We start from the raw sequence: 20,498 nt of genomic DNA on the forward strand, positions 1-20,498 counted from the left end.
CGCATGTTTTCGCTGTCAAGATGTGCGCGGATGCATACCGCATATTTGTCAGGTGCATAGGTAGGCATCACTATTCATTTGCAAGCTGCCAGTGGGGGCTGGAGTCGTATCTTGTAAGCTGATGAAAAATAATGTAAAATGGTAGAATTCTTTGTGTGTTCTGTTGCTAAAATACAATTCTTGCGTAAGACAAGGGGCAGACCACTGGAACGCTCGGATTCAGTAAACAAATGGGCAGTATCTGAACCCCGAACCAATTATGGTGAGTGAAATGACCCCAAATATCAAAAAGATATCGGTTGCTGCCTTTCTGACTGCCACGGTCGCTGTTCCGGCAGCCGCAGAGCTGAAATACGAAAATAACAGTGGCGGCTATGTGCTGTTGTACGGGCAGTTTAACCCAGCCTTGATTTCTGTTGATGACGGGCAAGATACCGAGACCCGGGTCCTCGACAACGATCTGTCGAACAGCCGGGTTGGCCTGCGCCTGATGCAGCCATTTGGCCAGAACGAGTTTACCTTTCGCTTGGAAACGGCGTTGGGCTTGCCGAACTCGACTGAATGGAACCAGAACGGTACAAATTTCAGCGGCTGGACTCGCGACGATATCCGATTTGTGGATTTTGCCTTGAAGGGCAGCTACGGCAAATTCTCGGCTGGTCAGGGCAGCATGGTGGCAGATGGTGCTGCCGAGGTGGACCTGTCCTATGTCGGCACCGCGCTGTATTCGTTCACAAACGATGAAAACTCGGGCTTTTTCTATCGTGGCACAAACGGTGTGTTGAGCGGTATTACGGTTGGTGACAGTTCCAGCAACTTTGACGGCTCACGTCGCGGGCGTGTGCGGTATGACACACCAACGGTTAACGGGTTCTCGGCCGCATTTGCATATGGTCAGAACATCCTGTCCAGCAGTGACGATGATGACTACTATGACGTCGGTGTGTTCTATGAAAACACCTTTGCAGGCGGAGTAGAGTTTGCGGCAGCTGTCGCGTATTCGGTGCGGGACCGGGATGACAATTCAGGGGATCGCAAAGATACCATCGGTTCGGCCTCGGTGTTGTTGCCCAGCGGTCTGGGTTTCACGATTGCCGGCGGCACGCGTGACGATGACCGGGCTGGCCAGACGGACCCGAATTACTGGTACGGCAAGGTCTCGTACGAAGGGAACTGGGTTTCCTGGGGTAAGACAGGTGTCGGCATCGACTATTTTGACGGCGCGGATTTCGAGACCAACGGGTCCGACACCAAGGCATGGGGTATCGCTGTCGTGCAGAAGGTCGAAGCGATCAATACCGATGTATACCTGAAGTATCGCAACCACGACTTCGATGATGGTTCATCCTTTGACAACAACGAAGCATGGGTTCTGGGCGCGCGCTGGAAGTTTTAATTGCCTTCCAGCGACCCAACACGAACGCCCCGAAAACCGGGGCGTTCTTTTTTGCCAAAACCAGGTTGATTCAGCCTTTGCCCCTTGCACGTTGGCGGCAGGGCAAATAGAAGGCGTCAAATTTGCCCGGCGCGCCCGTTTTGCGCGCCCCGAATCCTATGGGGACTACCAAAATGCAGGTTACCGAGACGCTGAACGAAGGTCTGAAACGCGGCTACAACATCGTTGTGACCGCAGCCGAACTGGACGACAAGGTCAATGAAAAGCTGACCGAAGCACAGCCGGAAATCGAAATGAAAGGCTTCCGCAAAGGCAAGGTGCCGATGACGCTGCTGAAAAAGCAGTTTGGGCAGCGCCTGCTGGGCGAGGCGATGCAGGAATCCATCGACGGTGCGATGAACAAGCATTTTGAGGACAGCGGCGACCGCCCCGCGCTGCAGCCCGAAGTCAAGATGACCAACGAGGACTGGAAAGAAGGCGATGATATCGAGGTCGCGATGTCCTACGAAGCGCTGCCCGCGATCCCTGAGGTCGATCTGAAATCGGTCGCGCTGGACAAGCTGATCGTCAAGGCGGATGACGCCGCCGTCGAGGAAGCGCTGAACAACCTGGCTGAAACCGCTCAGGACTTCAAAGCCCGCCGCAAGGGTTCGAAAGCCAAGGAAGGCGACCAGATCGTGTTCGATTTCGTCGGCAAGGTTGATGGTGAAGAATTCGAAGGTGGATCGGCGGAAGATTACCCGCTGGTTCTGGGCTCGAACAGCTTCATCCCCGGTTTTGAAGACCAGCTGGTCGGTGTGAAGGCCGAGGAAGAAAAAGACGTCAACGTGACTTTCCCGGAAGAATATGGTGCCGAACACCTGGCCGGAAAAGACGCGGTCTTCACCTGCACGATCAAGGAAGTGAAAGAGCCGGTTGCAGCGGAGATCAACGATGAGTTGGCGATGAAGTTTGGCGCCGAGGATCTGGCCGCCCTGAAAACTCAGATTTCGGAACGTCTGGAAGCAGAATACGCAGGTGCATCGCGCGCTGTCATGAAGCGGGCCCTGCTGGACGCGCTGGATGAGAAAGTGTCGTTCGACCTGCCGCCGTCGCTGGTTGAAGCCGAAGCCAAGCAGATTGCACATCAGCTGTGGCACGAGGAAAACCCCGAGGTAACCGGCCATGACCACGGTGAGATCGAACCCACCGATGAGCACAACAAGCTGGCCGAACGCCGCGTGCGTCTGGGTCTGTTGCTGGCTGAACTGGGCCAAAAGGCAGAGGTGGAAGTCACCGACGCCGAGATGACCCAGGCGATCATGAATCAGGCCCGTCAGTACCCGGGCCAGGAACGCCAGTTCTTCGAGTTCGTACAGCAGAACGCTCAGATGCAGCAGCAACTGCGCGCGCCGATCTTCGAAGACAAGGTTGTCGACTATGTGTTCGAGCTGGCCCAGGTCAGCGACAAGGAAGTCAGCAAGGACGACCTGCAAAAAGCCATTGAGGCATTGGAAGAGGAATAATCCTCTTCCTTCCCTCTTTGTTCAGAGAGGGGAAAAAACGGAGCCGCCTGTAAACAGACGGCTCCGCATGGGTGGCTTTTGTATCTATGAGGTGAGGGGGTCAGGCCTCATGAGCAAAAGCACGGGGGGTTTCTAACAAAGCGATCTTCTGCTCTGGTGTGAACGTATCCGAGAGCGCTTCGATCAGCTTCAGAACGTCCTGACGTTCAGCTTCGTTCCTCGCGGCGCTCATCTGTTCCACAAAATACTTCTCAAGATCAGTCAGTGGCTTGTGATCCTGATTGGCCGGGTTCTGGGTTGCGGCCTTCTTGGCTGCAAACAGTGCCAGTGCCTCTTCGTCGTCCATAAAGACGTTCTCATGGATGCCTGCAAATTCGCGCAGGCCCGAGATGCGTTCATCGGTACAATCCAACAGGGCGGCCAGTGCCGAGACTTTCCCCATGGGAACCGTTTCGCCGACATAGTCATATGGCGCGCAGTTCGACCGTTTCAGAACCCGGTCCATGACCGGATCGATTACGGTGATGATATCCTGAATGCCTGAGTTCTTGGCATATTCCAGAGAACCAATCATCAGCTCGCAGGTAGCATAAGAGACAGAATTCTTTTCCTTGCCACGCGTTAGGCGCTGCGTGTCCACGCAGAAGCGTGTTGATTCCCACATTGTTGCGCTGCGAAGTGGTGCTTCCCCGCAAAGGATTGCCGAAAACACATCCGACAACATATGAGGTCCTGTGGTCTGTAGGGCACGCACGGCTGCGACGACATTCCCCCCGTCGTCGAGTCCGATTACATATGCCGGGTCCAGATGATCGAATTCATCAATTTCCTTGCCGTCTTCGATCTTTACGTCCCATCCAAGACGTCCGCCAAAAACACGTGCTCTCAACTCGAACATTTCGTCAAGAACTTCGCTGAACATATGTCTGTTCAGGCCATCTACCACGATGATCATTTCTTCCCCCTTCGAGTGGTTGTTCGGTAATACTGACGTTACCGCTCTCGAAAGATTTTTCTATTGGGGGATTCCCGTATTTTGACGAAATTTGGGGATTTTTTTGTTTATCCCGGGGTAATAAGCCCGATCGCTATCGCCCGCCCTACAGCCTGAGGGGTGGTCAGCGCACTAAGCTTTTCCCGGCTCGAACGCAAGTGTACTTCTACGGTTCGGTGCGAAATAGACAAAATATCGCCGATATCCTGCTGCGACTTACCTGCGGCGACCCATTGCAGGATTTCCGCTTCGCGAGAGGACAATGTCGGATGATATAGTGCGTTGGTCAGCTGATCCGACGACACGACATTGTCGTGGATGTGTACGGCCATGGCCTGCAAATCGCCGATAAAGTTTGTATAGAGCTTACGCCACTCTTCCTTGCTGCAATTTCGGGTTGCGCTCAGCAGGCCAATATCGCCGTAAGGGCCACGTACCGGGATCGTAACTCCCTGACTGGGCAGGCCAAAATCATGAGCATCCCGGAACACACGCTGAAAATCCGGACTCCGTTCAAGACGGCTCCAATCCACCGGCGCAATACTGCGGCGGGCCATGTGGATGGTCGGGTCGATCATGATCAGACCCTGTTTCTGGTAGTGCTCGGTCCAGGCGTCGTCATAGGTGACAAAGCCAGCCACTGTTCCTGCCGCGGGATTCATACCAGCGTAGGCCGCATGATCCATGTCATGCTTCTCACAGATTTGCCTTAGAAACTCGGTATATCGAACTTCAGAATCCGGCAGAGTGCTCAGATCGACAATTTCCATGTGGCGCCTACCAGCTGTGGCCCATCTTGCCGCCCGATGGTGTCGTCGAGCATGCGTATTACACAGAGTGGAACCCGTTTACCTCACCACGTCAGAACATCATACTTTTCTAAACATGACAAGGAGAGGTCTTAATTGTCTGTGCAATACCGCATATTGCGACAACCAATAGAACATTTTTGTCACTATTCAGTTTCAAGTGCCAAATCCGGCCAATTTCTGACGCCAATGGACGTCAGGGCGCCGGTCTCAACCCGGTTTCGACCAGCATCCCCTTGGCTTTTGCCTCTGGATAGTAACCTTTGGCGTACAGGAAAATCGCCCTGCGTTGATCCCCGTCGGACAGCAGCCAGGCACCGCGCAGGTACTTTCCCGCAAACTCAAGGTTGGTGTCTGCGTCCAGCAAACCTTCGGCTTTACCGGTGTAACCCATCGAGCGCGCAGTGGCGGGTAGAACCTGTAGAAGGCCGTAATAGGGCTGGTTGACGGCCCATGGTCGGTGCGTGCTTTCACGTATGGCCAGCTTGTGAACCAGCTCTCGCGGAACCTGATAATGATCCGCCCATCTGTTGATCGAAGCTCTCAGCTCGGGCGTTTCATTTGGGTGAAGCGGCGGGTCAAAACGTGGCGTACCCGCCTTGGAGACTTGGTCTGCCCCGCAGGCAACCAACGACACAAATAGAAACAGTGCCAGGAAACTTTGGCGCAGATAAACAAGCATTTTTCGGTCCTCTGGATTTCGGCGGCAATGATACGGATCGACAATAAGCCTTCAAGCTTACCCCGGAAAATGGGCTGAAACTTGCCGGTACGACTTGTGAACACATAGGGAAAAAAGAAAAGGCCGCGCTTTGGCGCGGCCTTTGGAATGCTTACAAGCAGCCGGATCAGGCTTTGGCTTCGTCTTCTTCAACCGGTGCTGCGTCGGCAACCATGTCGTCGTCCGAAGCGGCCGAGCCGATGTCGTCGAACAGTTCGGCAATCTCGAATTCAGCAGCGGCTTCTTCTTCAGCAGCCAGTTCCTGGATCGATTTGCCCGACGCCTGAAGCTCGGCTTCTTCTTGCGAGCGGGCGACGTTCATTTTGATCTCGACTTCAACCTCGGGGTGCAGCTTAACCGCCAGAGAGTGCAGGCCCAGTTCCTTGATCGGAGCGATCAGAACGACCTGTTTTTTGTCGACGGTGAAGCCTGCTTCGGTTGCGGCCTCTGCGGCGTCACGCGGAGTGACCGAGCCGTACAGAGCGCCAGCATCCGATGCCGAGCGAATCACGATGAACTGCTGACCGTCCAGCTTTTCAGCCAGTGCTTCAGCTTCTTTCTTGGTTTCCAGGTTGCGCGCTTCCAGCTGTGCTTTCTGGGCTTCGAACGACGCAATGTTGGCGTTCGATGCGCTCAGCGCTTTGCCCTGGGGCAGCAGGAAGTTGCGGGCGTAGCCGGGCTTGACGTCAACGACGTCGCCCATCTGACCCAGTTTCGCAACGCGTTCCAGAAGGATAACTTGCATGTCAGTCTCTCCTTACTTCACGGCGTAGGGCAGCAGGGCGAGGAAGCGGGCGCGCTTGATAGCACGGGCCAGTTCACGCTGCTTTTTCGCCGAAACGGCAGTGATGCGCGAAGGTACGATCTTGCCACGCTCAGAGATGTAGCGCTGCAGAAGACGGGTGTCTTTGTAGTCGATTTTCGGCGCGTTCTCACCCGAGAACGGGCAGACCTTGCGGCGGCGGAAAAATGGTTTTGCGGCCATGGTTTATGTCCTTTCGTCAGGCGTTGATCAACGGCGCTCGCGGCGGTCGCCACGTTCGTCACGCTTCTGCATCTGAACCGACGGGCCGTCTTCGTGGCCGTCGACCTTGATGGTCAGAACGCGCATGACATCGTCATGCAGGCGCATCAGGCGTTCCATTTCCTGAACGGCACCCGAGGGGGCATCGGTCTTCAGGAAGGCATAGTGGCCTTTGCGGTTCTTGTTGATCTTGTAGGCCATCGTCTTGACGCCCCAGTACTCGCTGTCGACGAGCTTGCCGCCGTTGTCAGCCAGAACGGTGCCGAAATGTTCGACGAGGCTTTCTGCCTGCGCGTTGGACAGATCCTGACGCGCGATCATTACATGCTCATACAGTGGCATGTGCACTCCTGTTTCTATCAAGGCGCATTTCAAAGGCGGGGCCATCTGGTCCTTCGCGACCCTGCCACGAGAGGCTGCGCGATTCATACGACTGCGAAGGATGGCCCCGTATACACGTCTGAGCCGCAAGGGCAAGCCCTGCCACATATGCCTCTGAGACGCCGCCCAAATTCCTTTAGGCCGCCCAATTGCTGACGCTTTTCGGCTCAAAGTTGTTTTACATACCGGACATCAACCGGATCAACAGAATTTCGAAAGTAACCTTAAAAGGGTGACGTGTTATGACCGCTACTAACACAAACGCATATCAGGAAAACGTTGCCGGCTCGCGATTTGAAAATTCAGTGCCGGTAATGATCACGTTTGCACCGAACTGGAAGGCCCGCCTGGTCCTGGCGCGGATGGTCGGGGCGTTCCTGATCGTTTCCGCGTTTTCAATGTGGTTGATGCCCGGATCGGTCGTTGGCGCAGATGTTTGGCCGATCAAGATGGCGGCGTCCATGCTGTTTCTGGTCGTTGGCGTCGCCCTGCTGACAATCGAGGTTCTTGACCCGCGTCCTGACGCCTATTTCGACCCGATCCGTCGCGAAGTCCGGGTGTTGCAGAAGAACGAAGACGGGCGCCCTCAGACTGTCCTGCGCCGCAGCTATGACTCGCTGGGTGGGGCGCGTTTTGAAGAGAACGAAGTTCATCTGTTTGACGTGGATGGCAGCCTTTTGATGAAGCTGCCACTTGAATCTGCGGATGTCAGCCGGGCGCTGAAAGGTCAACTAAGCAAGAGCGTAACAATTTTCGGCTGAGTTTTATTCTGTTCAAAAACGAACAGAAGTTGTGAATCAAAATTGGTTGTGTGCTGCCCCTGGGCAGCACATTTTGCGTTCAAGCAATCCTGACGGATTGCAATCACAAAACCGCGGAGATTGATATGAAATCCACCTTTCTTGCTGCTGCATTGGCCGTGTCAGCGACTACGGCACTCGCCAGCGCCGAGAAATACGTATTGGACCCCAGCCACAGTCAGGTCATTTTCAGCTATGACCATCTTGGGTTCTCAACCACGACTGGCATGTTTTCCGGCTTTGTAGGCGAGATCATGTTTGATCAGGAAAACCCCGCCGCTTCGAGCGTGAGCGTGTCGATGCCCGTATTGGAGATGTTTACCGGCTGGAAACCCCGTGAAGATCACTTCATGACCGAGGATTTCTTTGGCGCGGCCGAAGGAGATTTGATCACCTTTACATCGACAGGAATCGAAGTGACCGGTGACAACACCGCGAACATCACTGGCGATCTGACGATGAACGGTGTGACCAAATCAGTTGTTCTGGACGCAAAGCTCAACAAGGCTGACACCCACCCGATGGCGAACCAGCCCTGGGCTGGTTTCAATGCCACGACAACGCTGGTCCGCAGTGAATTCGACCTGGGTCAGTTTGCACCGTTTGTCAGCGACGAAGTGCAAATCCAGATTTCGGTCGAGGCACAAAAAGCCGAGTAATCGCAGAATCACGAACAGAAAAACGCCGGTGATTTTATCACCGGCGTTTTTTTTGCCTTACTGACCGCGTATCGCAGTGAGTTCTACGGATACTGCGACGGTAAAGCCCAGCGAGTCTTCGGTAGGCTGCGATGTGCCTACATCAAACGCCAACCGGTTAAGCTCGATTGTGCCCGCCATGGTAGCAGTGTCGCCCTGCAGGTCCAGCGAGAAAAGCAAAACGACATCGATCGACTTGTCGCGAATAGTAAGCGGGCCGCGCGCCTCATAACCACTTTCGGTTTTATAAAGATCGGCCTTGAACTGAGCAGTGGGGAACCGGGCGTTGTCGAAGAAATCTGGCCCCATGGCCTGATCGGATACGGTTCCAAGACGAAGCGAGCCAATGGATATCGTGACATCGACAGATCCCGCCAGGCCCGGGTCTGTGGGCTCGTCAAAGGTAATTGCGGCAGTCCAGTCAGAAAACGAACCTGTCACGGGGCTGTTCAATTGCGAAATTGTAATCGACAGCGTGCCGCTCTGAACTTGCCATTCCGATTGAACCTCAGCCAATTGGACATCCGGGGCTTCCCCTATGTTAGGGGCCAGCTTCCCGGTTGCCCAGCCTCCGGTGACGACGACACCCCAGACCGCCAGTGCAGCGACGGCTGGAATCAGTGAATGGGTTTGATGTGGTGGTTCCGGCGCATCTGACAGACCCGGTAACATCCGACGCAATGTGCCGTCCTTGTCGATGACGTGATGTTTCAGCGCACCTGCAATGTGCAGGACAAGGGAAACAACCAGAACCCACATGAAGAGCCAGTGCAGAACTCCTGTAACCTCGGCCACGGCGGTGGATTTCGGTACAAAAGGCAGGTTTTGGCCGAAGGGCCAAAGGATTGGGGCAAAGCCCTCGGTCGCGGCGTGGTGAATCCAACCGGTCAGGGGCACAAGGACCAGCGAACCGTAAAGCAGCCAGTGGACGGTTTCAGCGGCGAAGGCTTCGGGTTTGTTGTCAGCATTCAGAAGGCCGGGCTTGGTTTGCGTGAACGCCCAAAGAATGCGGGCCAATGCCACGAAGAACACGGTAACCCCTACGGTTTTATGCAATGAGAACACGCGCGCTGCACGGGCAATTTCCAACTCGGTCGGGGCCGCTGCCGAGTGCAATACCGCATGTGCCAGATTGTCCGCGACCCAGCCGAGGGGCAAAGCCGTGAAGATCAGCAACGCGGTTAGCCAATGAAACGTCTTTGCGATGCTGCCGTAGCTTGAAAAGGAATTGGTCGATTGCATGTGTCGGACGCTCCGGGATTCTGGGTTGTGCCCAAGGTAAAGCCGGATGAAACAGACACAAGTGAGCGCGGGTGCACACAAAAGGTGCCACAATGCAGAAAGCAGGCAATGCTTGTGCCAGACGATCAGTCAGTTTACACCCCGCCGCAACCTGAAACCATCCATGAGGTTGCAATGACACTCGCGTTCGTTTTTCCGGGACAAGGCGCCCAGACCATAGGTATGGGCAAAGCTCTGGCAGAGGCCTATCCGGCGGCTCAGGCCATTTTCGATGAGGTGGACGACGCGTTGGGCGAGAAGTTGAGCAGTCTGATTTGGGACGGTGATATTGCTGACCTGACACTGACCCAGAATGCTCAACCCGCGTTGATGGCGACATCGATGGCAGCCATGCGTGCTTTGGAAGCCGAGGGCGTATCCGTCAGCATGGCGGCTTTTGTGGCGGGGCATTCACTGGGTGAATACTCGGCTCTGGCCGCGGCGGGGGCCTTGTCTGTTGCAGATACAGCGCGTTTGCTGCGCACCCGTGGTCAGGCTATGCAAAGCGCGGTACCCGTGGGCGAGGGGGCCATGGCCGCCATTCTGGGGCTGGATCTGGAGGCCGTACGCGCCGTGGCGGAAGAAGCCGCACAGGGCGAGGTCTGTCAGGCCGCAAATGACAACGATCCCACGCAGGTCGTCGTGTCGGGTTCAAAAGCGGCTGTCGAGCGCGCAGCCGAGATAGCCAAGGAAAAAGGTGCAAAACGTGCCGTTATGTTGCCGGTAAGTGCTCCATTTCACTGTTCGCTGATGAAACCTGCTGCAGATGTAATGGCAGAAGCGCTTGCTGCCGTCGAAATTAAGGCACCAGCCGTACCTTTGGTGGCCAATGTTCGCGCCGAGGCTGTCAGCGATCCGGATCTGATCCGTCAATTGCTGGTCGAGCAGGTGACCGGTTCGGTTCGCTGGCGGGAAAGCGTGCAATATATGGCGGCTCGAGGCGTGACTGAAACATGGGAAATCGGCGCTGGCAAGGCGCTGTCCGGTATGATCCGCAAGATCGATCGCGAAATCGCGGGCAAGGCCGTGGGCACACCGGAAGACGTTCAGAAGACCATTCAGGTCGAATCGTAAGCTCAATCCGCGTTGTAAGCGACGCAGCAAGAGGGAAACCGAATGTTTGATTTAACAGGTAAGAATGCGCTGATCACCGGTGCTTCGGGCGGTATCGGAGGTGACATCGCACGTGCGTTGCATGGCGCAGGTGCAACGGTTGGTTTGTCCGGTACACGCGTTGAACCGCTTCAGGCTCTGGCCGACGAACTGGGCGAACGCGCGCATGTTCTGCCCTGCAACTTAAGTGACCCGGAAGCCGTTGAAGCGTTGCCTAAGCAAGCGGCCGAGGCGATGGGATCGGTGGACATTCTTGTAAACAACGCCGGAATCACGCGCGACAACCTGTTCATGCGCATGTCCGACGAAGAATGGCAAAGCGTCATTGACGTGAACATGACCTCGACCATGAAACTGTGCAAAGGGGTGATCCGGGGCATGATGAAGGCGCGCTGGGGCCGTATCGTCAATATCTCGTCCGTGGTGGCCGCAATCGGCAATCCGGGGCAGGCGAACTATGCCGCGTCCAAGGCCGGTATGATCGGGTTTTCCAAGGCTTTGGCCCACGAAGTTGCGACACGCGGAATTACTGTGAATTCCGTGGCACCTGGATTTATCACAACTGCAATGACCGAGAAACTGACCGAGGAACAGAAAAAGGGTCTGTTGCTCAAGGTTCCGGCCGGTCGCATGGGCGATCCCGAGGAAATTGCAGCTGCCGTTCTGTATCTTTCCAGCCCCGAAGCGGGCTATGTTACCGGAAGCACCTTGCATGTGAACGGTGGTATGGCCATGTTGTGAGCGCGACAGGGGCGAGTGCGAAAGCGTTTGCCTCTTGCGTCGACTATGCTATAGGCGGCGCATCTATGCGGGGCCGGTCGTTCAGGTCGGCCTTCTATTTCCCGGTTCGCCGGGACCGAAACCGCCCAAAACGGGCAAACCAAAGCCAACCCGTGCGGGCAAGGGCAGAATCGGGCGGACCGCCCTGTAAAGGAATGAGGAATTGACATGAGCGACGTCGCAGATCGCGTTAAGAAGATCGTTGTTGAGCACCTGGGTGTTGAAGAAGATAAAGTCGTGGAAAACGCGTCCTTCATCGACGATCTGGGCGCAGATAGCCTGGACACAGTTGAGCTGGTCATGGCCTTCGAAGAAGAGTTCGGCATCGAGATCCCCGATGACGCAGCCGAGACAATCCAGACCTTTGGCGACGCCGTCAAGTTCATCAGCGAAGCGTCCTAAGCGTTTCTTTCTGATCAAAATCGGCGCTTCCGGGCAACGGGGGCGCCGTTTTTTTATGCCTGCCCGAATTTCGGACTTGCGTGGCTATTGTGGCCTGCGCACTGTTTCCACTGAGGCAAAACTCAAAGTGGACAGGGCATGATAAGATCCACTCCGATGATAAATACCGCGCGTTTGACGCTGTGCGCCATGCGCCCGGAAGACTTTGACCGGTTTGCGGAAATTTGGCGTGACCCTTGTGTCGTCCGGCATATCGGCGGCTCTCCCCGGTCGCGTGGCGAAGCGTGGGATTCGTTCCTGCGTAATGCCGGGCATTGGCAGATGGCCGGTTTTGGCCAGTGGGGCGTGATGCAACAATCGAATCGCAAGCTGATCGGGCAGGCCGGATTCTTCTATAGCAACCGATGCATGGGCGACGATTTCGACGGCTTCCCCGAGGCGGGGTGGGTGCTGGTCCCCGAAGCACAGGGGCAGGGATTGGGATACGAGGCAGCCAAGGCTGCGCATGACTGGTTTGATCGGGTGATTCCCGGACCGTTGGTCGCGATGATAAACGCGACGAACATGTCTTCGCAGAAACTCGCCAAGAAGCTAGGCTATGTTCTGATGCGGGAAGGGGTGTATAATGAAACCCCGGTGCATTTGTTACGACGCAACGGACCGCCAGCTCGCGCATAGATTCGCCACTTAAACAGTATGCCGCAAAATGGCCAAGCTGTGCCGATCCCGGTGATTTCGGGCGGGCGTTCTGGATGTATGCTGCCGGGGATTTTCAGAGCGATTGAGCGGAGGACCAAGCTCATGAGGATTTACCCCACGATGGAACTGCAGAACGGCCGGTGTGTCTCGCTGGACAAGGGTCGTCTGGAAGAAGCGATGATCTGGCACGTGAATCCGGTAGAAACCGCACGGAGCTGGGCAGAGGCGGGTGCCGAATGGATGCACCTGACGGATTTCGACGCGATCGAGGGTAAGGATACCAACGCGCAGCTGGTCGAGGATATCCTTCGCAAGGCCGAGATTCCGGTGCAGTTGGCGGGTGGCATGCGCTCGCGCGAGCAGATTGAGCGCTGGATCGACAAGGGCGCGGGCCGCATCGTGGTTGGCACGCTTGCTGCGCGTGAACCAAACCTGGTCAAGGATCTGGCCAAGCTGCACCCTGACCAGATCGTGCTGTCAGTGGATGTCTGGCAAGGCCTTGTTATGACTGACGGCTGGCGCAGCCAAAGTGCGTTCACGCCAGAAGCCTTTATCGACGCATTCGGCGATACGCCCTTTGCCGCCATCGTGGTAACAGATATCGACAGCGACATCGAAGATGTCGAGGCAAAGCTTGGTCTGATCTCGCGATTGGCAAACCATTCGCGTACTCCGGTGATTGCCAGCGGTGTCGTGCGCACAGCAGACGATATCTCACGGCTGGCATACATCCCCAACATCTCGGGCGCGATTGTCGGGCGTGCGTTGTTCCGCAAGACACTGGACTTGGCCAAAGCACTTGAAACTGCCAAATCGGCCCACGAGCCGGTCGCGCAGTTTCAGTAAGCAACTCCGCCCTTTCGGCTGGACGCGCGAAAGGGCGGTTTTGACAAGCGCCGAATTTCTGGTTTCCTTGGGCATTCGGCGACAGGACGCCGGGACGGAAAGAACCGTTGCTCTTGCCCCCGCACCCCGGGCCGGGGTATGAGCGGTTCTCATAAGAGGAAGCAGGCAAGAGGCACTTCATGCGCAGAGTCGTTGTAACCGGTCTTGGATTGGTCACTCCTTTGGCCAGCGGGGTCGAGGAAACCTGGTCGCGGCTGCTGGACGGAGAGTCCGGTGCAGGCCCAATCACGCATTTCGATGCAGAGGCAAGCGGGGTCGCAACGACCTACGCCTGCGAGGTGCCGCGCGGCGACGGAACCAACGGGACCTTCAATCCCGATGACTGGATGCCGCTGAAGGAGCAGCGCAAGATCGAAGACTTTATCCTGTATTCCATCGCGGCCGCCGAAATGGCCTGTAAGGATGCAGGCTGGCTGCCGGATGACGAAGAATCGCGCCTGCGTACGGGTGTTCTGATCGGCTCGGGCATTGGTGGTCTGGGATCGATTGCCAATACCGCGAACCTGATCCGCGACAAGGGTCCGCGTCGGGTATCTCCGTTCTTTATTCCAGGCGCACTGATCAACCTGGCCTCGGGTCAGGTATCAATTCGCCATGGGTTCAAAGGGCCGAACCACTCGGTCGTGACCGCATGTTCAACCGGTGCGCACGCAATCGGCGACGCCAGCCGCATCATCCGGGCGGGTGACGCAGATGTCATGGTGGCAGGTGGTGGCGAGGGCTGCATCTGCGAGATCGGTATTGCCGGGTTCAACGCATGTAAGGCGCTGTCGACCAAATACGCAGATAATCCAAAGGCTGCCAGCCGACCCTATGACGTGGACCGTGACGGTTTCGTGATGGGCGAGGGCGCCGGCATTGTGGTTCTGGAAGATTACGAACACGCCAAAGCGCGCGGCGCCAAGATCTACGCCGAGGTTCTGGGCTATGGTATGTCGGGCGACGCCTATCACATCACTGCGCCGTCCGAGGATGGCGATGGGGCCGAACGTTCCATGAGAGCGGCGTTGCGCAGCGCCGGGCTGGAGCCGAAAGACCTGGATTACATCAACGCGCATGGCACCTCGACCATGGCGGACACGATCGAACTGGGCGCTGTCGAGCGCCTGTTGGGCGAGCATGCCGGGAATGCGACGATGAGTTCGACCAAGTCGGCAACCGGTCACTTGCTGGGTGCTGCGGGCGCGATTGAGGCAATATTCTCAATCCTGGCAATCCGCGATCAGGTCGCACCGCCAACAATTAACCTGGATAACCCGGCTGTTGAAACTCCGATTGATCTTGCCCCCAACGCCAAGCGCGAGCGTGAAATCAATGTGGCGCTGTCGAACTCGTTCGGGTTTGGTGGAACCAATGCCAGCGTGATCTTCGGAAAGGTCAATTAAATGTGGCGGGCCATCGCTTCGAATGCGCTGACCATCCTGGTGGTCGGCCTGTTTCTGGTGGGCGGTCTGATCCTGTGGGGACAGTCGCAGTACAAGGCCGAAGGCCCGCTTGAGACCGCGATTTGCCTTCAGGTCAAAAGCGGTTCGAACATGACACGTGTCAGTCGCGATCTGGAAGATCAGGGTGCCATTCGAAGTTCAATTCTGTTTCGAATGGCCGCTGACTATACCGATCAGGCGCAGCGGTTGAAAGCGGGCAGCTTTCTGGTGCGCGAAGGTGCGTCGATGGCGCAGATCATCGAAGAAATCACCAGCAGCGGCGCCAGCACTTGCGGGTCGGAAATCGAATACCGTATCGGTGTGACACGCACCCAAACCCGCGTGCGTGAACTGGATCCGGCAACACTGGATTTTGTCGAGATTGCTTCATTTGATGCGGCAGAGGAACAAACGCCTGAAGCCTATACCGAGAAACGCAACGAGGCTGATACGCGATATCGCGTGTCGCTTGCCGAAGGTGTGACCTCGTGGCAGGTGGTTGAAGCTCTGAAATCATTCGAAGCGCTGTCGGGTGAGGTGACCGAGATCCCGGCTGAGGGCATGTTGGCCCCGGACAGTTACGATGTTGTGGCCGGACAGGATCGCAATGCGATTTTGCAAGCCATGCAGGACAAGCAACAACTGCGGATCAACGCGGTTTGGGAAAGCCGTCAAGGCGGGTTGCCGCTGGACACTCCTGAAGAGATGCTGATCCTTGCGTCTATCATCGAAAAGGAAACCGGTGTTCCGGAGGAACGCGGCCAGGTCGCCAGTGTGTTCGTGAACCGCCTGAAACAAGGGATGCGGTTGCAAACCGATCCGACCGTCATCTATGGCGTGACAAAGGGGCAGGGCACATTGGGTCGCGGGTTGCGGCGCAGCGAATTGAACCGTCCAACACCGTGGAACACCTATCAGATCGACGGGCTGCCTCCGACGCCGATTGCAAATCCAGGTCTGGCGAGCCTGGAAGCAGCGGTTGCGCCGGATGACACCAACTATGTGTTCTTCGTCGCTGACGGCTCGGGCGGGCATGCGTTTGCAGAAACCCTGCAGGAGCACAATCGCAACGTTGCCAAATGGCGCGAAATTGAAGAACAGCAGAGCTCGGGGAATTAAGCCGGGCGGATTGCTGGTTTTGTTAACAAAATACGCCGACGCCGGTATAAAAACTGGCGCCGGCGTTTTCTTTGGCAGCCTCTTCAGTCCTTAGGCGGCTGAGCGTCTTTTGTTGGGACGGCGCCGTCTGGAGTTGGAAGGTTTCCCATCGCCGTTGGCCGGCTTGGGCTTGAACCCGCGACGGCGGTTGTTTTGACGACGTGCAGGTTGCTGAACCTCGACCCCTTCCGGCATGGTGCCGCTTGTGACAGGGATTTCAATTTTCATCAGCTTCTGGATCTGACGCAACAGGTCGACTTCTTCCGGTGCACAGAACGCGATCGCTTCCCCTTCGCGCCCGGCACGGGCGGTGCGCCCGATACGGTGGACGTAATTGTCGGGCACGTCGGGTAGGTCGAAGTTGATGACATAGGCGACGCCGGGGATGTCGATGCCACGCGCGGCAACGTCGGTGGCCACCAGTATGTTCACCTCACCAGCGCGGAAGGCATTGATGGCCCGGTCACGCTGGCCCTGGCTTTTGTTCCCGTGAATGGACGCCGCGTTAAAGCCGTCGTCCACCAGCCCTTTCATCAGCCGTTCAGCGCCGTGTTTTGTGCGGGTGAAGACCAGTGTCAGCGCATCCGCGTCCTGCGACAGGATTTCGCGCAACTTAGACGGTTTTCCGGGTTTCGAAACAAAGTGAAGGGACTGGGTGATCTTGTCAGCGGCCTTGCCCGGGGGCGAAACCTGCACCCGCTGCGGATTGTTCAGATAGGCACGGCTGAGCTCCTCCATCTGTTTCGGCATTGTGGCCGAGAACAGCATGGTCTGGCGGGGCGTGCCCAGTGCAGGCGCGATGCGACGCAGAGCGTGAATGAAGCCCAGGTCAAGCATCTGATCTGCTTCGTCCAATACCAGATGGCGCACCGAACCAAGGTCAACAGCGCCCCGTTCCATCAGGTCAATCAGGCGGCCCGGGGTGGCGACCAGAATATCGGTGCCGCGTGCGAGGAACATCACTTGTTTGTTGATCGACTGGCCACCAACAACTGTAGCGACCCGCAGCTTTGTTCCTTTGGTGAGGGTGCGCAAACTGTCGGCGATCTGGTTCACGAGCTCGCGGGTGGGGGCGAGGATCAGTGATTTGGCTGTTTTGGGATCGGGCTTGCCGGGCTGCGCCAGCAGGTGGTCGATCAGGGGCAGGCCAAAGGCCAGTGTCTTGCCGGTGCCGGTTTGGGCCAGCCCGAGGATGTCATGCCCGTTCAGGGCCAGCGGAATGGCCTGGTTCTGAATCGGGGTGGGTTGAGTGAAATTGGCGCGTTTCAACGCGTCGTTCAGTGTCGGCGCGAGGCCGAGCATATCGAAGTCGAACAAAAAATTATCCTTTACGGCCCGCAGGTTAAACCCCACGAGCAGGTGGTGACTGGCCACGTTCATGTGACCGGCAGGGTTGTGCGAGACCTCGGGATGCGCGAGCGAATCCAGCGCCATCCGGCCATCGCGTAAAGAACCCTGCGTGAAGGGGAACCGGGAGTAATGTGCTGGCGCTGTGGGGCCTGAAGCCCGACGATGCTCACGCGGTGGCGCCGTGATTAAGGGCACATGAGGGTTTCGGGAGGGAATGTCAAGGACTGGTTTTGCCGCGGGCAGGTTGCGCGCAGGACCTTGACGCGTCGAAATCGGGTGATGCGGGCGATTTTGAGCGCGATTTCGGAAAATGTCAGGTTTGTACACGCGTCAAGGTGGGGAGTGTGCAATTTGTACACGCTGAAAGCGGCACGGGGGTAACCCTGTGTTAATCCCTCTGGTCGGTGAGGCGGTCAGGGCTTGGAAGGCTAAAGGGCGGGGCGGCGTTTTGGCCGAGGGTTACCATGGCCGGAAATTCACTGTCCGTTAACCCGCACCGTACGATCCCTGTTGCGCGCCTGTTGCGTAAATCCTTGACTTTACGCGCTTTATCCCGTATTGGTTGTGTCATGCTAGAAGAAGTGGGCGAACGGCCTCGGGGCGACCCGGTGGCCGTTTTTTCGTTTCTCTCGTGCGGAGAACACTCACGCATGAGGTCACAGGCAAACATGACTTTGATTACCCCGGAAGAGCGGATTTCCCAGACGGCTGAACTGTTGCAGTCCCTGGAAAGGTCTATTCGCGATCTGCGGCAAGCGGCAGAAGACCTGCGCAAACAGATCGGTGCCGGGGAGGATGCAGATCTTGCTGGTTCAGCCAAGCAACTCGGTCAGCTGGAGGGGCTGATCCGAAGTTGCCAGAAAGTGGAGACAAGCTTTGTCGAACAACATTACAGACAAGCCGGAATTGCCCAAGGGGGCTATGCGCTCGACCTTGCGCGGGCCCGATTTGAGATCGGGTGCAGGCTGGCTCGCCTCCGCCGATGCTGCGGTGCGGGAGAGATTTCTGAGTGAGATCGGGGAGGGGGGGCTGTGTGCCCTCCCTTTCCTGTTTGAATTCTGGGCGCTGCCACATCAATTGCCGCCCGAGGGCGACTGGCGGTCCTGGGTGATCATGGGCGGGCGTGGCGCGGGCAAAACGCGGGCCGGGGCCGAATGGGTCAGATCGATGGTCGAGGGGCCGAAACCGCTGGACAAGGGCGAGGCGTGCCGCGTGGCGCTGGTGGGTGAAACATTCGATCAGGTGCGCGATGTGATGATCTTTGGCGACAGCGGGATATTGCAATGCTCGCCCCCGGATCGTCGGCCCACGTGGAAGGCATCGGAACGCAAGCTGATCTGGCCCAACGGGGCCGAGGCACAGGCGTTTTCAGCACATGATCCCGAAGGGTTGCGCGGGCCGCAATTTGATGCGGCCTGGGTGGATGAGCTGGCCAAGTGGAAGAAGGCGGGTGAGACCTGGGACATGCTGCAATTTGCGCTGCGCTTGGGCGAGCGGCCTCGGGTCTGCGTGACCACAACGCCGCGCAATGTGAAGGTTTTGAAGGAGTTGCTGGCGTCACCCTCTACCGTGCAGACCCATGCGCCGACCGAAGCGAACCGGGCCAATCTGGCGGCGTCGTTTCTGGAAGAAGTGCGCGCGCGCTATGCGGGTACGCGGCTGGGGCGGCAGGAGCTGGACGGGGTGCTGCTGTCAGACGCGGAAGGAGCGCTGTGGACGGGTTCGATGCTGGAGGCGGCGCGCTGTACGCAGGTGCCCGAATTGGATCGCATCGTGGTAGCGCTGGACCCGGCGGTGACATCCGGGTCAGGCGCGGATGCCTGCGGGATCGTGGTGGTTGGGGCGCAAGTGCAAGGCCCGCCTGAGGCGTGGCGGGCGTTCGTGCTGGCTGACCGGACGGCGCAGGGCGTTGGCCCGGCGGGCTGGGCGCAGGCGGCGATTGACGCGATGGATGAGTTCGGGGCCGAACGGCTGGTGGCCGAGGTCAATCAGGGCGGGCAACTGGTGGAAGAGGTCGTGCGGCAGGTGGACCCTCTGGTCCCATATCGCGCGGTGCGGGCGTCACGCGGCAAGGTCGCGCGGGCCGAGCCTGTGGCGGCGCTGTACGAACAGGGGCGGGTGCGCCATGTGGCCGGGTTGGACGCGTTGGAGGAGCAGATGTGCCAGATGACCGCGCGCGGGTTCGAGGGGCAGGGCTCGCCCGACCGCGTCGATGCGCTGGTCTGGGCGCTGCATGAGTTGGTTGTGGGGCCTGCGGGGGTGTATCGGCGACCTAGGGTGCGGGCGTTGTGAGGGCAAGGTCTGGTTTGGCAATTCTTGTATACGGCATTCGAAACCAATAACTTGCTTGCAAACCGATGGTGAGAAAAAACTTGGATGAGATTGTTGACCTGTCGTTCCAACTGCGAGAACAGTGTATCACGTCCGTCAGGAACTTGGCTGGCCAATTCGACGAATCCGAAGATGCCCCACCAATTTCAGCCTTCAACATGGTCCACAATGAGGCAACTATCACTATCGAGTTGTTGCACTATTACAATTCTGTTTGGCGAAAAGCTCAAAAGATCAGTGCAGAGGAACGTGACCGAGCAAAGGAGGAAAACGCTCAACGTGTGATGATGGTCACGGCAAGGACCTTCATTTCGTCGCTTTCAGCTATTGAATATGTTACTAAACTGGCGCTGAAAGGTCATGCCAATTTGCTATCCATCGATTGGGGTCAGAGGGTCTATCTCGGTAAGGTTTTAGAAAAGTCCAATGCTGCCAGATGGATCGACGACGATATGGTGAGAAATATGAAAGATCTTTTGTTTGTTAGAAATTGCCTCGTACACAACAATGGCGTCTCAGACGAAGACCGCAAACTATTTCATCCAGCTGATAAGCCTTTGGAAGCTAAAATAGGTCAAATGATCCAATCCGACCTGAAGTTGCTTTTGGAATACACCTGCTACGCATGTTATGTGTTCGAAAGTTGGTCTGAGAGTTTCCTAATCAATAAGTAGCGCGGACCGCGACAACCTTATCATCTAAGATGTTGAAATTCCAGTGATCTGA

The 20,498-nt window shown here is 57.0% G+C and carries 22 protein-coding genes; 14 read left to right on the top strand and 8 right to left on the bottom strand.

Going from position 1 to position 20,498, the window contains the following annotated elements; all coding sequences use genetic code 11:
- Positions 1 to 271: 271 nt before the first annotated feature.
- Positions 272 to 1,396 (top strand): porin, encoded by a 1,125-nt coding sequence (locus AC2FLZ_RS06350; RefSeq protein ID WP_496808699.1) that lies wholly within the window; start codon positions 272 to 274, stop codon positions 1,394 to 1,396.
- Positions 1,397 to 1,569: 173 nt separating this feature from the next.
- Entirely contained in the window at positions 1,570 to 2,901 is a 1,332-nt protein-coding gene (gene tig, locus AC2FLZ_RS06355; protein WP_496881965.1) for a trigger factor, read from the top strand.
- A gap of 100 nt (positions 2,902 to 3,001) precedes the next feature.
- On the opposite strand, the gene AC2FLZ_RS06360 is transcribed toward tig, so the two are convergent.
- The 6 genes from AC2FLZ_RS06360 to rpsF all read right to left on the bottom strand — a co-directional run bounded on the left by AC2FLZ_RS06360 (position 3,002) and on the right by rpsF (position 6,791).
- On the bottom strand, positions 3,002 to 3,856 hold the full coding sequence (locus AC2FLZ_RS06360; RefSeq protein WP_480517482.1) for an acyl-homoserine-lactone synthase: 855 nt from the start codon (positions 3,854 to 3,856) through the stop codon (positions 3,002 to 3,004).
- Positions 3,857 to 3,963: 107 nt separating this feature from the next.
- The gene (locus tag AC2FLZ_RS06365) at positions 3,964 to 4,665 is read right to left on the bottom strand and encodes an autoinducer binding domain-containing protein (protein ID WP_480473391.1); all 702 of its coding nucleotides are present in this window, start codon (positions 4,663 to 4,665) and stop codon (positions 3,964 to 3,966) included.
- 235 nt (positions 4,666 to 4,900) lie between these two features.
- Entirely contained in the window at positions 4,901 to 5,386 is a 486-nt protein-coding gene (locus AC2FLZ_RS06370; RefSeq protein ID WP_480517480.1) for a transglycosylase SLT domain-containing protein, read from the bottom strand.
- Between the two features lie 166 nt (positions 5,387 to 5,552).
- Positions 5,553 to 6,170, bottom strand: a complete 618-nt coding sequence (gene rplI / locus AC2FLZ_RS06375; protein WP_496821929.1) for a 50S ribosomal protein L9 — start codon at positions 6,168 to 6,170, stop codon at positions 5,553 to 5,555.
- 12 nt (positions 6,171 to 6,182) lie between these two features.
- Positions 6,183 to 6,410, bottom strand: coding sequence for a 30S ribosomal protein S18 (rpsR, locus tag AC2FLZ_RS06380; protein ID WP_005608650.1), 228 nt, complete (start codon positions 6,408 to 6,410; stop codon positions 6,183 to 6,185).
- A gap of 27 nt (positions 6,411 to 6,437) precedes the next feature.
- A complete protein-coding gene (rpsF, locus tag AC2FLZ_RS06385; protein WP_152458335.1) occupies positions 6,438 to 6,791 on the bottom strand; it encodes a 30S ribosomal protein S6 in 354 nt (117 codons plus the stop codon).
- Between the two features lie 353 nt (positions 6,792 to 7,144).
- On the opposite strand from rpsF, the gene AC2FLZ_RS06390 reads away from it, so the two are divergent.
- Entirely contained in the window at positions 7,145 to 7,591 is a 447-nt protein-coding gene (locus AC2FLZ_RS06390; protein WP_480603237.1) for a hypothetical protein, read from the top strand.
- A gap of 125 nt (positions 7,592 to 7,716) precedes the next feature.
- Positions 7,717 to 8,289, top strand: a complete 573-nt coding sequence (locus AC2FLZ_RS06395; protein WP_496716027.1) for a YceI family protein — start codon at positions 7,717 to 7,719, stop codon at positions 8,287 to 8,289.
- A gap of 57 nt (positions 8,290 to 8,346) precedes the next feature.
- Here the strand turns inward: AC2FLZ_RS06395 and AC2FLZ_RS06400 are convergent, their stop codons facing one another.
- Entirely contained in the window at positions 8,347 to 9,570 is a 1,224-nt protein-coding gene (locus AC2FLZ_RS06400; RefSeq protein WP_496881956.1) for a cytochrome b/b6 domain-containing protein, read from the bottom strand.
- A 174-nt stretch (positions 9,571 to 9,744) separates the two neighbouring features.
- On the opposite strand from AC2FLZ_RS06400, the gene fabD reads away from it, so the two are divergent.
- The 7 genes from fabD (at position 9,745) to mltG (ending at position 16,052) form a co-directional block, all read left to right on the top strand.
- Entirely contained in the window at positions 9,745 to 10,683 is a 939-nt protein-coding gene (gene fabD, locus AC2FLZ_RS06405; RefSeq protein WP_496716030.1) for an ACP S-malonyltransferase, read from the top strand.
- A gap of 42 nt (positions 10,684 to 10,725) precedes the next feature.
- Entirely contained in the window at positions 10,726 to 11,463 is a 738-nt protein-coding gene (gene fabG / locus AC2FLZ_RS06410; RefSeq protein WP_480473386.1) for a 3-oxoacyl-[acyl-carrier-protein] reductase, read from the top strand.
- Positions 11,464 to 11,670: 207 nt separating this feature from the next.
- Positions 11,671 to 11,904 carry an acyl carrier protein gene (locus tag AC2FLZ_RS06415; RefSeq protein WP_050602116.1) on the top strand — a complete coding sequence of 78 codons (234 nt, stop codon included), beginning with the start codon at positions 11,671 to 11,673 and terminating at the stop codon, positions 11,902 to 11,904.
- 138 nt (positions 11,905 to 12,042) lie between these two features.
- Positions 12,043 to 12,582 carry a GNAT family N-acetyltransferase gene (locus tag AC2FLZ_RS06420; RefSeq protein ID WP_480473385.1) on the top strand — a complete coding sequence of 180 codons (540 nt, stop codon included), beginning with the start codon at positions 12,043 to 12,045 and terminating at the stop codon, positions 12,580 to 12,582.
- A 123-nt stretch (positions 12,583 to 12,705) separates the two neighbouring features.
- Positions 12,706 to 13,449, top strand: coding sequence for a 1-(5-phosphoribosyl)-5-[(5-phosphoribosylamino)methylideneamino]imidazole-4-carboxamide isomerase (locus AC2FLZ_RS06425; protein ID WP_480473384.1), 744 nt, complete (start codon positions 12,706 to 12,708; stop codon positions 13,447 to 13,449).
- 179 nt (positions 13,450 to 13,628) lie between these two features.
- Positions 13,629 to 14,894 carry a beta-ketoacyl-ACP synthase II gene (fabF, locus tag AC2FLZ_RS06430; RefSeq protein WP_496881957.1) on the top strand — a complete coding sequence of 422 codons (1,266 nt, stop codon included), beginning with the start codon at positions 13,629 to 13,631 and terminating at the stop codon, positions 14,892 to 14,894.
- Positions 14,895 to 16,052: an endolytic transglycosylase MltG gene (gene mltG, locus AC2FLZ_RS06435; protein WP_480517470.1), complete on the top strand. Its 1,158-nt coding sequence runs from the start codon at positions 14,895 to 14,897 to the stop codon at positions 16,050 to 16,052. It abuts the gene before it with no gap.
- 90 nt (positions 16,053 to 16,142) lie between these two features.
- Here the strand turns inward: mltG and AC2FLZ_RS06440 are convergent, their stop codons facing one another.
- Positions 16,143 to 17,408 (bottom strand): DEAD/DEAH box helicase, encoded by a 1,266-nt coding sequence (locus tag AC2FLZ_RS06440; protein ID WP_496716040.1) that lies wholly within the window; start codon positions 17,406 to 17,408, stop codon positions 16,143 to 16,145.
- Positions 17,409 to 18,109: 701 nt separating this feature from the next.
- Here AC2FLZ_RS06440 and AC2FLZ_RS06445 point away from each other — a divergent pair.
- The 3 genes from AC2FLZ_RS06445 to AC2FLZ_RS06455 all read left to right on the top strand — a co-directional run bounded on the left by AC2FLZ_RS06445 (position 18,110) and on the right by AC2FLZ_RS06455 (position 20,446).
- Positions 18,110 to 18,454, top strand: a complete 345-nt coding sequence (locus AC2FLZ_RS06445) for a hypothetical protein (protein WP_496881958.1) — start codon at positions 18,110 to 18,112, stop codon at positions 18,452 to 18,454.
- Positions 18,363 to 19,733 (top strand): DNA-packaging protein, encoded by a 1,371-nt coding sequence (locus tag AC2FLZ_RS06450; RefSeq protein WP_496881959.1) that lies wholly within the window; start codon positions 18,363 to 18,365, stop codon positions 19,731 to 19,733. Before AC2FLZ_RS06445 ends, AC2FLZ_RS06450 begins: the two co-directional genes overlap by 92 nt.
- A gap of 80 nt (positions 19,734 to 19,813) precedes the next feature.
- Positions 19,814 to 20,446 carry a hypothetical protein gene (locus AC2FLZ_RS06455; protein ID WP_496881960.1) on the top strand — a complete coding sequence of 211 codons (633 nt, stop codon included), beginning with the start codon at positions 19,814 to 19,816 and terminating at the stop codon, positions 20,444 to 20,446.
- The last annotated feature ends 52 nt before the right edge of the window (positions 20,447 to 20,498 follow it).

This window comes from Ruegeria sp. YKSF131 (genome assembly GCF_059612645.1).

Bases quoted from the DNA above. Each gene is read 5' to 3' on its own strand.
- rpsR (WP_005608650.1), bottom strand. From the start codon at position 6,410: ATGGCCGCAAAACCATTTTTCCGCCGCCGCAAGGTCTGCCCGTTCTCG.
- AC2FLZ_RS06365 (WP_480473391.1), bottom strand. From the start codon at position 4,665: ATGGAAATTGTCGATCTGAGCACTCTGCCGGATTCTGAAGTTCGATAT.
- fabG (WP_480473386.1), top strand. From the start codon at position 10,726: ATGTTTGATTTAACAGGTAAGAATGCGCTGATCACCGGTGCTTCGGGC.
- rplI (WP_496821929.1), bottom strand. From the start codon at position 6,170: ATGCAAGTTATCCTTCTGGAACGCGTTGCGAAACTGGGTCAGATGGGC.
- AC2FLZ_RS06350 (WP_496808699.1), top strand. From the start codon at position 272: ATGACCCCAAATATCAAAAAGATATCGGTTGCTGCCTTTCTGACTGCC.
- AC2FLZ_RS06450 (WP_496881959.1), top strand. From the start codon at position 18,363: ATGCGCTCGACCTTGCGCGGGCCCGATTTGAGATCGGGTGCAGGCTGG.
- AC2FLZ_RS06370 (WP_480517480.1), bottom strand. From the start codon at position 5,386: ATGCTTGTTTATCTGCGCCAAAGTTTCCTGGCACTGTTTCTATTTGTG.
- AC2FLZ_RS06420 (WP_480473385.1), top strand. From the start codon at position 12,043: ATGATAAGATCCACTCCGATGATAAATACCGCGCGTTTGACGCTGTGC.
- mltG (WP_480517470.1), top strand. From the start codon at position 14,895: ATGTGGCGGGCCATCGCTTCGAATGCGCTGACCATCCTGGTGGTCGGC.
- AC2FLZ_RS06390 (WP_480603237.1), top strand. From the start codon at position 7,145: ATGATCACGTTTGCACCGAACTGGAAGGCCCGCCTGGTCCTGGCGCGG.
- AC2FLZ_RS06425 (WP_480473384.1), top strand. From the start codon at position 12,706: ATGAGGATTTACCCCACGATGGAACTGCAGAACGGCCGGTGTGTCTCG.
- AC2FLZ_RS06395 (WP_496716027.1), top strand. From the start codon at position 7,717: ATGAAATCCACCTTTCTTGCTGCTGCATTGGCCGTGTCAGCGACTACG.
- AC2FLZ_RS06415 (WP_050602116.1), top strand. From the start codon at position 11,671: ATGAGCGACGTCGCAGATCGCGTTAAGAAGATCGTTGTTGAGCACCTG.
- AC2FLZ_RS06400 (WP_496881956.1), bottom strand. From the start codon at position 9,570: ATGCAATCGACCAATTCCTTTTCAAGCTACGGCAGCATCGCAAAGACG.
- fabD (WP_496716030.1), top strand. From the start codon at position 9,745: ATGACACTCGCGTTCGTTTTTCCGGGACAAGGCGCCCAGACCATAGGT.
- AC2FLZ_RS06445 (WP_496881958.1), top strand. From the start codon at position 18,110: ATGACTTTGATTACCCCGGAAGAGCGGATTTCCCAGACGGCTGAACTG.
- fabF (WP_496881957.1), top strand. From the start codon at position 13,629: ATGCGCAGAGTCGTTGTAACCGGTCTTGGATTGGTCACTCCTTTGGCC.
- AC2FLZ_RS06360 (WP_480517482.1), bottom strand. From the start codon at position 3,856: ATGATCATCGTGGTAGATGGCCTGAACAGACATATGTTCAGCGAAGTT.
- rpsF (WP_152458335.1), bottom strand. From the start codon at position 6,791: ATGCCACTGTATGAGCATGTAATGATCGCGCGTCAGGATCTGTCCAAC.
- tig (WP_496881965.1), top strand. From the start codon at position 1,570: ATGCAGGTTACCGAGACGCTGAACGAAGGTCTGAAACGCGGCTACAAC.